The 12,336-nt window shown below is 67.5% G+C and carries 11 protein-coding genes; 6 read left to right on the forward strand and 5 right to left on the reverse strand.

The window, feature by feature from the left end; translation table 11 throughout:
• Nucleotides 1–119 precede the first annotated feature (119 nt).
• From LFT49_RS07640 to LFT49_RS07655, 4 genes are all read right to left on the reverse strand, one after another.
• Nucleotides 120–743 (reverse strand): hypothetical protein, encoded by a 624-nt coding sequence (locus LFT49_RS07640; RefSeq protein ID WP_237430195.1) that lies wholly within the window; start codon nt 741–743, stop codon nt 120–122.
• A gap of 14 nt (nt 744–757) precedes the next feature.
• Nucleotides 758–1,162 carry a DUF4383 domain-containing protein gene (locus tag LFT49_RS07645; protein ID WP_236801879.1) on the reverse strand — a complete coding sequence of 135 codons (405 nt, stop codon included), beginning with the start codon at nt 1,160–1,162 and terminating at the stop codon, nt 758–760.
• Between the two features lie 157 nt (nt 1,163–1,319).
• Nucleotides 1,320–1,811 (reverse strand): hypothetical protein, encoded by a 492-nt coding sequence (locus tag LFT49_RS07650; protein WP_237430196.1) that lies wholly within the window; start codon nt 1,809–1,811, stop codon nt 1,320–1,322.
• Between the two features lie 268 nt (nt 1,812–2,079).
• Nucleotides 2,080–2,553, reverse strand: coding sequence for an Lrp/AsnC family transcriptional regulator (locus tag LFT49_RS07655; protein WP_236821709.1), 474 nt, complete (start codon nt 2,551–2,553; stop codon nt 2,080–2,082).
• Nucleotides 2,554–2,745: 192 nt separating this feature from the next.
• Here LFT49_RS07655 and pdhA point away from each other — a divergent pair, with 192 nt between their 5' ends.
• Genes pdhA through LFT49_RS07670 form a run of 3 tightly spaced genes read left to right on the forward strand, consistent with a single transcriptional unit; the run spans nt 2,746 to nt 6,310 of the window.
• Nucleotides 2,746–3,915, forward strand: coding sequence for a pyruvate dehydrogenase (acetyl-transferring) E1 component subunit alpha (pdhA, locus tag LFT49_RS07660; protein ID WP_236801882.1), 1,170 nt, complete (start codon nt 2,746–2,748; stop codon nt 3,913–3,915).
• On the forward strand, nt 3,915–4,925 hold the full coding sequence (locus LFT49_RS07665; RefSeq protein WP_237430197.1) for an alpha-ketoacid dehydrogenase subunit beta: 1,011 nt from the start codon (nt 3,915–3,917) through the stop codon (nt 4,923–4,925). The genes pdhA and LFT49_RS07665 overlap by 1 nt, the downstream gene beginning before the upstream one ends.
• Nucleotides 4,922–6,310, forward strand: coding sequence for a dihydrolipoamide acetyltransferase family protein (locus tag LFT49_RS07670; protein WP_237430198.1), 1,389 nt, complete (start codon nt 4,922–4,924; stop codon nt 6,308–6,310). The genes LFT49_RS07665 and LFT49_RS07670 overlap by 4 nt, the downstream gene beginning before the upstream one ends.
• A 93-nt stretch (nt 6,311–6,403) precedes the next feature.
• Here LFT49_RS07670 and LFT49_RS07675 read toward each other — a convergent pair whose 3' ends face one another.
• Nucleotides 6,404–7,096: an SACE_7040 family transcriptional regulator gene (locus LFT49_RS07675; protein WP_272912547.1), complete on the reverse strand. Its 693-nt coding sequence runs from the start codon at nt 7,094–7,096 to the stop codon at nt 6,404–6,406.
• Between the two features lie 145 nt (nt 7,097–7,241).
• On the opposite strand from LFT49_RS07675, the gene LFT49_RS07680 reads away from it, so the two are divergent.
• From LFT49_RS07680 to LFT49_RS07690, 3 genes are read left to right on the forward strand one after another with little or no spacing between them, the layout of a single operon-like run.
• The gene (locus tag LFT49_RS07680; protein ID WP_237430199.1) at nt 7,242–8,849 is read left to right on the forward strand and encodes a carboxyl transferase domain-containing protein; all 1,608 of its coding nucleotides are present in this window, start codon (nt 7,242–7,244) and stop codon (nt 8,847–8,849) included.
• 7 nt (nt 8,850–8,856) lie between these two features.
• Nucleotides 8,857–11,133 carry an ATP-binding protein gene (locus tag LFT49_RS07685; protein ID WP_237430200.1) on the forward strand — a complete coding sequence of 759 codons (2,277 nt, stop codon included), beginning with the start codon at nt 8,857–8,859 and terminating at the stop codon, nt 11,131–11,133.
• A gap of 2 nt (nt 11,134–11,135) precedes the next feature.
• A complete protein-coding gene (locus LFT49_RS07690) occupies nt 11,136–12,311 on the forward strand; it encodes an acyl-CoA dehydrogenase family protein (RefSeq protein WP_236821713.1) in 1,176 nt (391 codons plus the stop codon).
• Nucleotides 12,312–12,336 lie beyond the last annotated feature (25 nt).

The raw sequence follows: 12,336 nt of genomic DNA on the forward strand, positions 1-12,336 counted from the left end.
GCCAACCAGCGCCGGGATTTTTCCGGCGCAACGCGAAGAGCCTCCTGCCGCAGACTGCGGCATGGAGGCTCTTTCCGTGGGACAGGGTGCGGTCCAGCCGCGGGCGGCCCAGTGGTCGCTCAGTGCTGGTGGTGGCCACCCGGCGCCAGGTTCCCGTGCCCACCGTGCGGCACGGCGTACTGGCCCGCGGTGGAAGCGGCGAGTCCCGGCGTCGTAATGCCCGCCACCAGGACGGCACCGGCAAACGCTGCGAGCAACAGCCTGCCCGGCCGGTCTCCGGCCCTTTCCCCGGCTGCCTGCTGCCGCCCGCCGTCCAGCCGCTGGGTCCGCCGCAGCCACGCCAGCGAGGCGATGATCATCAGCGTCAGCAGCAACGCCGAAAGCTGCGTCAAGCCCAGCCCGGAAGTTACGAACGCAGGGAAGGCGATGGCAGCGAGGTGGGCCACGGCGGCGGCCGCCAGCGGGTACTGCACCCATCGGCCGCCCGCCGACCGGCCCCTGGCCAGGAACACCACCGCACCGGCCAGCAGGGCTGTGCCCCACAGCCCGGCCAGCACCGCGGCGATGATCCTCTCCGGCTGCGCCGAACCGGCTGCAAGGATGCTGGACGAGATGGCCAGGTTGACCGATCCCGCGCCGAATCCCGCGAACCCGGTGACCAGGCGGACCGAAGGGTGCGTCAGGGGCGCTGGCTGGATTGCTGGAACAGTTGGCCCCGCAGGAGCCATTCCGGGCCTTGTCATTCCGCGCTGTCCTGCTACGCGCGGGCAGCGGCCGGGGACTTGTCCAGGGACAGGCCCACGCCGAGCAGGAGTACCGCGCTGGCCAGGTGGAGGACGTTGTCGGCCCCGTTCAGCGCGATGATGTTCAGCGGCGAGTTCAGCAGGAACAGGCCAACAATGCCCACCAGGAGGTAGACGGCGCCCACAGTGGCGTTCACCGTGCGTGCGCTGGCCGTCCCGCGGAGCCCGGCCAAGAGCAGCGCGGCGCCGATGGCCAAGTGAATGACGTTGTGCAGCGGGTTGACTTCGAAGATGATGAGGTTCGCGCCCTCGGTGGCGGCGAAACCGACGCCGGAGGTGACGGCGAAGCCCAGGAGGCCCACCAGCAGGTAGACGGCTCCGAAAATGGTGGCGATGAGGCGGTTGGGTGAGTTGCGCATGGCCTGGATCCTTCCGATAGGGCGGGTGTGGCCACCCGCCGGTCCGTGGTCCCTGGGCGGGACCCTCGGAAGCGATTCGGACCATGGCCGGAAGTGGATGGGTAAAAAGATCAGCACCCTTTCCACCTTCCCGAACCTTCCCGTCGTCAGGCTGGCCCTAGGCGGCGGGACGCAGCTTGATGTTGGTCATCGTGAGCCGGTCGGTTCCCTGGAACTTGTAGGCCAGGTCCACCTTCTTGCCGGTGCAGCTGATCTGGCCCACCACCTCGGCCGACTTGACGCCGTTCTCGGTGGCCACCTTCAGGTTGTTGTAGGAGGGCTGGCAGGAGCTGTCCATTTCCAGGCTCTTCACCCCGGAGATGAATGCCTCCTTGGAAAGCTGCTCCTGAAGGGCGGGGTCGAGATATTCGTCGTACGCGCCGGAGGTGTCGCCGGCGATCACCTTCTTTGTGAAGTCGTCCGCGAGGCCCCTGGCCTGGTTGGTGGCGCTGCCCACGATGTTCACCAGGATGACGACGCCGATGGTCACCAGCAGCAGCACTCCGCCGATGCTGCCAAGGATGATCCACAGCTTCCGCCGGCTCCGCTGCCGGCTTCGCTGCGGGGGAGGCTCACCGGGCAGGCCGAACGGGGCCGGCTGTTCCGGCATCGGGGGAAACTGATGCGGTGTTAAGCCCGGAGGGCCCTGCTGATACGTGCCCTGCCTGTACGGTCCTTGCTGGTACGGATCCTGGGGGCTGCCCGCGTCCTGGGGACTAGTCAAGTGGTGAGCCTTTCATCAAACTGGCGGCTTTCATCGAACAGGCGCTTCGGCGCCGGCGGGCGGACGGGCCGGTCCCGGCCCGCGTATGACTGAAACCAGCCTATAACCCGGCCCGCCGCCGTCGTGCTTTCAGCGCCGCCTCCAAATCCTGCCGCTATGCGCCCTCTGAGCCGCGGTCAAGCAGGGGCTGCACACGGAAGGGGATCAGCTCGCCCATAGCCAGGGCCGTGTCCGCCCGCTCCACGCCGTCGCAGGCCAGGATCTTTCCGTTGATGCGGAACAGGTCCTCGGCATCCCGGGCCACCACGCGCAGCAGCAGGTCCGCCGATCCCGTCAGCCCGTATCCCTCCAAAACCTCCGGAATGGCCGCGATCTCCTCCGCCAGCCTCCCAAGTTTCTGTTGCTGGACGTGCACCGAGATGAAGGCCATGAGCGGGTACCCCAGCGCCACCGGATTGATGCGCCGTTGAAAGGACAGGAAGGCGTGCTTCTTTTCCAACTGGGCCATGCGCGCCTGGACCGTGTTGCGGGACAGCCCCAGCTTCTGGGCGAGCGCCACCACCGTCCGGCGGGGATCCTCCGCGAGCGCCGACAGCAGGCGGGTGTCAGTGCCATCCAAAGCTTGCATAATGCGCAACGCTAGCACGGTGCCAACAGGCCTGACAGGGCATTCTGCTCAAAGAATGCCCGAGTGGTTGTACCCCATGGGTGTTGTGAGTAGGGTCACAGTATCTGGGGCAATGACGCCCGGAAGGCCGGTGGCGGCAGGGCCAAAAGCCCGGAGGCCACGGGTCAACGACGTACGAAGGTTGCGGCAATCGTGTCTACAGACGAAACGGGCCCTGGCGGCGCACAGACCCCCGAAAGCGCAGGAAACCCGGGCAGCCCCGGGCAGGAATTTCTCCAACTGATCACCCCGGCAGGCGAGCGCATCAGCCACCCGGAGTTCGACTTCTGGGTCAGGGATATTACCGACGAGCAGTTGTGTTCCCTGTTCGAGGACATGACTGTCATCCGCCGGATCGACGTGGAGGCCACCGCGCTGCAGCGGCAGGGTGAGCTGGCCCTGTGGCCCCCGCTGCTCGGCCAGGAAGCGGCCCAGATCGGGTCCGGCCGGTCCCTGCGGGCCGACGATTTTGTGTTCTCCAGCTACCGTGAGAACGGAGTGGCATACTGCCGCGGCGTGGATCTGACCGACCTCCTCCGGGTATGGCGCGGCAATGCCTCCGGCGGATGGGACCCGTACAGCATCAACATGGCCACGCCGCAGATCATTATCGGTGCCCAGACCCTGCACGCCACCGGCTATGCCATGGGGATCCAGAATGACGGCGCCGATGCCGCAGCCATCACCTACTTCGGCGACGGTGCCACCAGCGAAGGCGACGTCAGCGAGGCCATGGTGTTTGCCGCCAGCTTCCAGGTCCCCGTGGTCTTCTTCTGCACCAACAACCACTGGGCCATCTCCGAGCCGGTACGACTGCAGTCCCATATCCAGCTCGCGGACCGGGCCACCGGTTTCGGCATCCCCAGCCTGCGGGTGGACGGCAACGATGTCCTGGCGGTCATGGCCGCTACCCGGCTGGCGCTGGACCGGGCCCGGCGCGGCGGCGGTCCCACCTTCATCGAAGCGGTCAGCTACCGCATGGGGCCGCACACTACGGCCGATGACCCAACCCGCTACCGGGACGCCAATGAACTTGAGGACTGGGCGGCCAAGGACCCCATCTCCAGGCTCGCCGGCCTCCTGGACCGGAAGGGCCTGCTCACCGCGGAACTGCAGCAGCAGGTCAAGGACAAGGCAGACGCCGTTGCGGCGGAGATGCGCCGGGGCTGCACCACCATGCCCGATCCCCAGCCCATGGACATCTTCAAGCACGTCTACAGCGCACCCAACTCCTGGCTGGAACGCCAGCAGGACCATTACGCACGTTATTTGGCGTCCTTCGGCGATCCCGCAGGAGCCGTTTCAGAGGAAGGTGCACGCTGATGACGCAGTTGACCTTTGCCCGTGCCATCAACGCCGGGCTGCGCAAGTCGCTGGAAAACGACTCAAAGGTGGTCCTCCTCGGCGAGGACATTGGCACCCTGGGCGGGGTGTTCCGCGTGACGGACGGCCTGCAAAAGGATTTCGGGACCCACCGCGTGGTGGACACGCCGCTGGCCGAGTCCGCCATCGTGGGCACCGCCGTCGGCCTGGCCTACCGGGGCTACCGGCCGGTGGTGGAAATCCAGTTTGACGGGTTCATCTACCCGGCGTTCGACCAGATCGTCAGCCAGGTGGCCAAGCTGCACTACCGCACCCGCGGGGCCGTCAAGATGCCCATCACCATCCGCGTCCCCTTTGGCGGCGGCATCGGCTCGCCCGAGCACCACTCGGAATCACCGGAAGCCTACTTCACCCACACCTCCGGATTGCGGGTGGTGACAGTGGCCAATCCGCAGGACGCCTACACCGTGATCCAGCAGGCCATCTCCTGTGACGATCCCGTCCTGTACTTCGAGCCAAAGCGCCGCTATCACGACAAAGGTGAGGTGGACGAGTCCGTGGACCCGGCCATGGTCCTGCCCATGGACAAGGCCAGGGTGCTGACCGACGGCGCGGACGTCACCCTGGTGGCCTACGGGCCGCTGGTCAAGACCGCTTTGGACGCCGCCTCCGCCGCAGCGGATGAAGGTATCTCGATTGAAGTCATCGACCTGCGCTCGCTGGCCCCCGTTGACTACGAACCCGTGGTGGCCTCGGTGCGGAAGACAGGGCGGCTGGTGGTGACCCACGAGGCCGGGCAGTCCGGCGGGCTCGGCGCGGAAGTGGCGGCGAGCATCACGGAGCGGTGCTTCTACCACCTGGAAGCAGCACCCGTCAGGGTGACCGGGTTCGATATCCCCTACCCCTACTCCAAGCTGGAAATGCACCACCTGCCGGGCCTGGACCGCATCCTGGACGGTGTGGATCGTGCCCTGGGCCGCCCCAACTCCCTGAGCGGGCTGGAAGGATGAGCGCCACCATGATCAAGGAATTCCGGCTCCCGGACCTGGGTGAGGGACTCACGGAGTCCGAAATCCTCAGCTGGAAAGTGGGCGTTGGCGATACCGTCACCCTGAACCAGGTCATCGCCGAGGTGGAGACGGCCAAGGCCGTGGTGGAGCTTCCGTCGCCCTTTGCCGGCGTCATCAAGGAACTTCACGAGCAGCCCGGTTCCGTCGTGGAGGTGGGCAAGCCCATCGTCTCCTTTGAGGTGGCGGACGACGGCGGCGGGTCGCCTTCGGAGGGGAACGGCCGTTCGGCCGGGCTCGGGGACCAACCGGCGGAGACGCCCAAACGGGAACCGAACCTTGTGGGGTACGGTGCCGTCGTCGAAGGTTCCGGACGCCCCACGCGCCGGGCGCGCAACTTCGCGCCGGTGGCTGGGCCGGCCGAAACAAAACAGGCTGAAAGTGCGGTGCCGGTGGTTGAGCCTGTCGAAACCACACCTGTCGAAACCAGGCGGGCCGAGCGGCCGCGGTCCACTCCTCCCGTCCGCAAGCTGGCCAAGGACCTGGGGCTGGACCTCGCGCAGATCCGCGGTACCGGTCCCGGCGGGCTGATTACCCGGGAAGATGTGCAGGAATTTGCCGGGCAGGCGGAAGAGGCTGCCACGCCCATGGTCGGCCAGGCGCCTGCAGCTGCAACCGCTGCGGGGGAACGGGAGACCCGGACCCCCATCAAAGGCGTCCGGAAGCACACCGCGGCCGCAATGGTGCAAAGCGCCTTCACTGCGCCGCATGCCACCGAGTTTCTCACCGTGGACGTCACGCCGAGCCTTGAGCTGCTGGCCAAACTGAAGGAGAGCAGGGCATTCGCCGGCATCAAGCTCACGCCCCTGACGCTCGCCGCCAAGGCGGTCCTCATTGCCCTTCGCCGGCACCCGGCGCTGAATTCGCGCTGGGACGAGGAAAACCAGGAGATCGTCACGTTCCATTACGTGAACCTGGGCATCGCCGCGGCCACGCCCAGGGGGCTCACCGTGCCCAACATCAAGGACGCCGGCGCCCTGCAGCTCCCGGAGCTCGCCCAGGCCCTGGCGGAACTCGCCGAGACCGCCCGGGCGGGTAAGACCACCCCCGCGGACCTTTCCGGCGGCACCATCTCCATCACCAACATCGGTGTCTTCGGCATCGACGCCGGCACCCCCATCCTCAACCCGGGGGAGGCGGCGATCCTCGGCCTGGGCGCGGTCCGGACCATGCCGTGGGAATACCGGGGCGAGGTGGCGCTGCGCCAGGTGCTCACACTGAGCCTGTCCTTCGACCACCGCCTGGTGGATGGGGAACAAGGCTCCCGTTTCCTGGCCGACGTCGGTGCCATCCTGGCCGAGCCGGGGATGGTCCTCACCATGGTGTAGCGGCACATCACCGGCCCCAACCCGCATAAGCGGTGCTGCCAGGGCCCGGTTGTGCGGGCGGGGCCGTTCGTGTGGTGCCCGGTATTGGGCGGCTCAGGCCGAAGGCCCGCTGTCCACCATCAGGGCTGCCAGCGCCATCCGCTCCAGCAAGGGGCGGGCAACGCTGGCAGCCATCCGCCTGCCGTGGCTGCGGACGGAGTGCGGCGTGGAGTTGATCAGGCCAAAGGTGGCGTGGGCGCGCATTCGCAGTTCAGCGGCATCAATACCGGGGTGCACCTTTGCCAGGACGTCCACCCACACCTCTACATAGCTGCGCTGCAGCGCGCGCACGGCGGACTGGTCCTGCTCCGACAGATTGCTGAGGTCGCGGTCCTGCACCCGGATTACGTCCGGCTTGCCGAGCGCGAAGTCCACTTGGAACTCCACCAGGTGGCGCAGCGCCGCCAGGGGATCGGCGGCGTGCTCCACAACCTGGCGGCCGCCGTCGAGCAGTTCCCGGCTCACGGTGACCAGCAGGTCGGCCAGGACCGCCTGCTTGCCGGGAAAATGGCGGTAGACCGCAGGCCCGCTGACGCCCGCAGCTGCGCCGAGGTCCTCCAGGGACACCCGGTTGAAGCCGTTGGCTGCGAACAGCGAGGCCGCAGCTGTCAGCAACGCCTGCCGCCGGTTCTCCTTGGCCTTGCCGCGCTGCGTTGTGGGGACCTGCGTTGTGGGGACCTGTGTCGTGGGACCCTGCGGTGTGGGGACGTGCGTGGCAGGAACCGGCTGCACTGGATTGCTGGACACTTTTCCTCCTGGGGCCGACGCAGAGTCTAGCAAGGCGCCCGTGTGTTGGACATCACAGTTAATCGAGACTAACCTGAATTTCAGTTATTAGTCACTAACCGAGTTGGCGTGGAGCCGGCCCGGTGCACACAAGGACGGATCGTCAATGGAGACCCTGGCCACCCGGCTCGACCCGGCAAGCGAGTCCTTCCGCGCCAACCGGGAAGCGCAGCTGGCGCTGGCGGAGGACCTGCGGAAAAGGCTGGCGGATGCGGCGCTGGGAGGTCCCCAGAAGTCGCGGGACCGGCATGTGGCCCGTGGCAAGCTGCTGCCGCGGGACCGGATCGACCAGCTCCTGGATGACGGCAGCCCGTTCCTGGAAATCGCGCCCCTTGCCGCCAACGGCATGTACAACGACGATGCCCCGGGCGCCGGAGTAATCGCCGGGATCGGCCTGGTGCACGGCAGGCAGGTGCTGGTCATCTCCAATGACGCCACCGTCAAGGGCGGCACCTATTACCCAATGACGGTCAAGAAGCACCTCCGCGCGCAGGAGATCGCCCTGGAAAACCGGCTGCCCTGCATCTACCTGGTGGATTCGGGCGGGGCGTTCCTGCCCAAGCAGGATGAGGTGTTCCCGGACAGGGACCACTTCGGCAGGATCTTCTACAACCAGGCACGCCTCTCCGCCGCCAAGATCCCGCAGCTCGCCGCCGTGATGGGGTCCTGCACCGCGGGCGGCGCGTACGTCCCCGCCATGAGCGACGAAACCGTTATTGTCCGGAACCAGGGCACCATCTTCCTGGGCGGACCGCCGCTGGTGAAGGCCGCCATTGGGGAAATCGTCACTGCGGAGGAACTGGGCGGCGGCGAGGTGCATTCCCGCGTCTCCGGTGTGACCGACCACTTGGCCGACAACGACGAACATGCCCTCCAGATCATCAGGGACATCGTTGCCACCCTGCCTCCTCCCGCCGCGCCCGCCTGGCAGGTGGAACCCGGCGTCGAACCTGCCGTCGACCCGGAGGGGCTCTACGGCGCCGTGCCCACGGACGTCAACGCACCCTACGACGTCCATGAGGTGATCGCCCGGCTGGTGGACGGCAGCAGGTTCCACGAATTCAAGAAGGACTACGGCACCACCCTTGTCACCGGCTTCGCCCGCATCGACGGTCACCCCGTGGGCATCGTGGCCAACAACGGCGTGCTGTTCAGCGAGTCCTCGCTCAAGGGCGCGCATTTCATTGAGCTGTGCGACCAGCGCGGCATCCCGCTGCTGTTCCTGCAGAACATCTCCGGCTTCATGGTGGGCCGGGACGCCGAACAGGGCGGCATCGCCAAGAACGGGGCCAAGATGGTCACCGCCGTCGCCACGGCCCGCGTGCCCAAGCTGACCGTGGTGATCGGCGGCTCCTTTGGTGCCGGGAACTACTCTATGTGCGGCCGCGCCTACTCCCCGCGGTTCCTGTGGATGTGGCCCGCGGCCCGCATCTCGGTGATGGGCGGCAACCAGGCGGCCAGCGTGCTGGCCACCGTGAAGCGGGACCAGTATGAGGCGGCGGGGGAGGACTGGCCGGCGGACGACGAGGAAGCCTTCAAAGCCCCCATCCGCCAGCAGTACGAGGACCAGGGGAGCCCGTATTACTCCACCGCGCGCCTGTGGGATGACGCCGTCATCGACCCCGCCGACACCCGCACCGTCCTGGGCCTCGCCCTGGACGTCGTCTCCCGCACCCCCTTGCCGGAGACCTCCTTCGGCCTCTTCCGGATGTGAGCCAGCAATGACCATGCAGACCAACACCGCCACCCAAACCACCGGCGCCGGGACCGCAGCGGCCACCGCCACCAACGACGCCACGCCGCTTTTCAGCACGGTCCTGGTGGCCAACCGCGGCGAAATCGCCTGCCGCGTTATCCGCACCCTGCGACAGCTTGGGATCCGCTCGGTGGCCGTCTACAGCGATGCCGACGCCGGCGCCCGCCACGTGCGCGAAGCCGACACGGCGGTCCGGATCGGCCCTGCCGCGGCGGCCGAGAGCTACCTGAACGCCGATGCGCTCGTCGAAGCCTGCAGGCGGTCCGGTGCCGAGGCCGTCCACCCGGGCTACGGCTTCCTCAGCGAGAACGTGGACTTCGCCAGGGCCCTTGAAAAGGCCGGCATCACGTTCATCGGGCCGGGCGTGGAAGCCCTCAATGTCATGGGCGACAAGATCCGCGCCAAAAACCATGTGGCGGGTTACGGCGTGCCCGTGGTCCCCGGCGTTGCCAGGCCCGGCATGACGGACGGCGAACTGTCCGAGGCGGCCGCCACCGTCGGCTATCCGCTCCTGATCAAGCCCTCCGCCGGCGGCGGCGGCAAAGGCATGCACGTGGTGGAAAAGCCGGCGGACCTGCCCGCAGCCCTGGCCACGGCGCGGCGCGTTGCCAGTGCGGCGTTTGGCGATGACACCCTGTTCCTGGAGCGCCTGGTGACCACCCCGCGGCACATCGAAGTGCAGGTGCTGGCTGACAACCACGGCAACGTCATCCACCTGGGCGAGCGCGAATGCTCCCTGCAGCGACGGCACCAGAAAGTCATCGAGGAAGCCCCGTCCCCCCTGCTGGAGGGCCTGCCCAACGGTGCTGAAGTGCGGGCGCGGATTGGCGAAGCCGCATGCAACGCCGCCCGCAGCGTGAACTACACCGGGGCGGGAACAGTGGAATTCCTGGTGTCCGACGACGCGCCGGATGAGTTCTTCTTCATGGAGATGAACACCAGGCTGCAGGTGGAACACCCCGTCACCGAGATGGTCGCCGGCATCGACCTCGTGGAATGGCAGGTGCGGATCGCCGCCGGGGCGGAACTGACGCTCCGGCAGGCCGACGTCGAACTGTCCGGCCATGCGCTGGAGGCGCGGGTCTACGCCGAGGTGCCGGAGAAGAACTTCCTGCCGTCCACCGGGACTGTGCTGCAGCTGGACGAGTTGCCGGGACCACAGCAGCGGCCCAGCGCTCCCGCACGGGGCGAAGTGGACCAGCCCGGCGGCCGGCTCCGGGTTGATTCTTCCCTGGTGGAAGGGCTGGAGCTGTCGGCACACTACGACCCCATGATCTCCAAGGTGATCGCCTGGGGCGCGGACCGCGGCGCAGCCCTCGCGTTCCTTGATACAGCCCTGGCCGGGTACACCGCTCTGGGCATCGAGACCAATGTCGAGTACCTTCGGCTCCTGCTCAACGATCCCGACGTCCGCGCCGGGCGCCTGGACACCGGCCTGATCGAGCGGAAGCTGCCCGCACTCGAATTCCGCCGTATCGAAGAGCCCGAACTTGTGGCCGCCGCGCTCTACGCGCTGTCCATGGAGGCGCAGGACCATCCGGCCCCTGCGTCCGGCCCGTGGCTGGACAGGAGCGGCTGGCGGCTTGGCGCACCGGCTCCGCGCCGGATCAGCCTCGGAACGCCCGACGGCGGCGTGGCAACCGTGCTGGTCAGCGGCAGCCCCAGCGGGGGACAGACAGCCACGGTAACGGTCGACGGCGGCGCCCGGCGGCGTGCAGCCCTGGACTGGTCCAGCCGGCACGGCATCGACCTTGACCTTGACGGCGAGCACCGGAGTTACCGGCTGGCTCCCGTCTTCACGGGGCCGGTGGAACCGACGCGGAGCAATCCACTGCCCGGTCGCCCCACCCAACTCTTCCTCGGCAACGCCGGCTGGTCCTGCCGGATTGACGTCCTGACCCGCGAGGCGCGGCTGGAGCGGGTGCTGGCAGCCGTCCAGCGGCAGCAAGGCGCCGCCGATCCGGAGGTGCGTTCGCCAATGCCCGGCACGGTGGTGGCTGTCCCGGTCGCCGACGGGGATGAAGTCCAGGCCGGGGAAGTCCTGGTGTCCGTGGAGGCCATGAAGATGGAGCATCACTTGGTGGCCCCGCTGGCAGGGACGGTCCATCTGTCCGCCCGCACCGGTGACCTGGTGAAGGCCGACCAGGTGCTGGCCACCGTCCACCCCCATCCCACGGGTGCCGGACCCAGCTCCACGGACACAGAAACAGTTGCAGACGAAGACCAAGGCGAAGGAGCCTGACCATGAGCGGTTTTGAACTCACCGAGGAATACCAGGACCTCAGCGACACCGTGCGCGACTTCGCGGACAACGTGGTGGCCCCGGTTTCCGCAAAGCACGACGAAGAGCACAGCTTCCCCTACGAAGTGGTGAAGCAGATGGCGGAGATGGGCCTGTTCGGGCTGCCGTTCCCGGAGGAATACGGCGGCATGGGCGGGGACTACTTCGCCCTGGCGCTTGCGCTGGAACAGCTGGGCCGCGTGGACCAGTCAGTGGCCATCACCCTGGAGGCCGGGGTGTCCCTGGGCGCCATGCCCGTGTACCGCTTCGGCACGGAAGCACAGAAACAGGAGTGGCTGCCCATGCTTGCGTCCGGCCAGGCGCTCGCCGGGTTCGGGCTCACCGAGCCGGAGGCAGGGTCCGACGCCGGCGGCACCAAGACCCACGCGAGGCGCGAGGCCGTCGGAGACAAAACACACTGGGTGATCAACGGCAACAAGGAGTTCATCACCAACTCCGGAACCGACATCACCCGGCTGGTCACCGTCACGGCCGTCACCGGCCAGCAGGAACGCGAAGACGGCAGCATCAAAAAGGAAATCTCCACCATCCTGGTGCCAACGGACACCCCCGGCTTCAAGGCGGAGAAACCCTACAACAAGGTGGGTTGGAACGCCTCCGATACCCACCCGCTGACCCTGAAGGACGTCCGGGTGCCGGAAGAAAACCTGCTTGGCGAAGAGGGGCGCGGTTACGCCAACTTCCTGTCCATCCTGGACGAGGGCCGGATCGCCATCGCAGCATTGGCAACCGGCGCGGCCCAGGGCTGCGTGGACCTGTCGGTCCGGTATGCCCGCGAGCGCCGGGCTTTTGGCCACGAAATCGGCAAGTACCAGGCCATCTCCTTCAAGATCGCGCGCATGGAGGCACGGGCCCACACCGCCCGGCTGGCCTACTACGACGCGGCCGCCCGGATGCTGGCAGGCAAGCCGTTCAAGACCCAGGCGGCCATCGCTAAGATGGTCGCAGGCGAGGCAGCCATGGACAACGCGCGGGATGCCACCCAGGTATTCGGCGGCTATGGCTTCATCAACGAGTTCACTGTGGCACGCCACTACCGCGACTCCAAGATCCTTGAAGTGGGGGAGGGGACCACGGAGGTCCAGCTGATGCTGATCGCCCGCGAACTGGGACTTTAGCCCTGCGCCTGCACAGGGCACGCAA

Source organism: Arthrobacter sp. FW306-06-A, from assembly GCF_021870055.1.
Lineage (GTDB): Bacteria > Actinomycetota > Actinomycetes > Actinomycetales > Micrococcaceae > Arthrobacter.

Bases quoted from the DNA above. Each gene is read 5' to 3' on its own strand.
- LFT49_RS07645 (WP_236801879.1), bottom strand. From the start codon at position 1,162: ATGCGCAACTCACCCAACCGCCTCATCGCCACCATTTTCGGAGCCGTC.
- LFT49_RS07690 (WP_236821713.1), top strand. From the start codon at position 11,136: ATGAGCGGTTTTGAACTCACCGAGGAATACCAGGACCTCAGCGACACC.
- LFT49_RS07680 (WP_237430199.1), top strand. From the start codon at position 7,242: ATGGAGACCCTGGCCACCCGGCTCGACCCGGCAAGCGAGTCCTTCCGC.
- LFT49_RS07670 (WP_237430198.1), top strand. From the start codon at position 4,922: ATGAGCGCCACCATGATCAAGGAATTCCGGCTCCCGGACCTGGGTGAG.
- LFT49_RS07655 (WP_236821709.1), bottom strand. From the start codon at position 2,553: ATGCAAGCTTTGGATGGCACTGACACCCGCCTGCTGTCGGCGCTCGCG.
- LFT49_RS07685 (WP_237430200.1), top strand. From the start codon at position 8,857: ATGACCATGCAGACCAACACCGCCACCCAAACCACCGGCGCCGGGACC.
- LFT49_RS07650 (WP_237430196.1), bottom strand. From the start codon at position 1,811: ATGCCGGAACAGCCGGCCCCGTTCGGCCTGCCCGGTGAGCCTCCCCCG.
- LFT49_RS07665 (WP_237430197.1), top strand. From the start codon at position 3,915: ATGACGCAGTTGACCTTTGCCCGTGCCATCAACGCCGGGCTGCGCAAG.
- LFT49_RS07640 (WP_237430195.1), bottom strand. From the start codon at position 743: ATGACAAGGCCCGGAATGGCTCCTGCGGGGCCAACTGTTCCAGCAATC.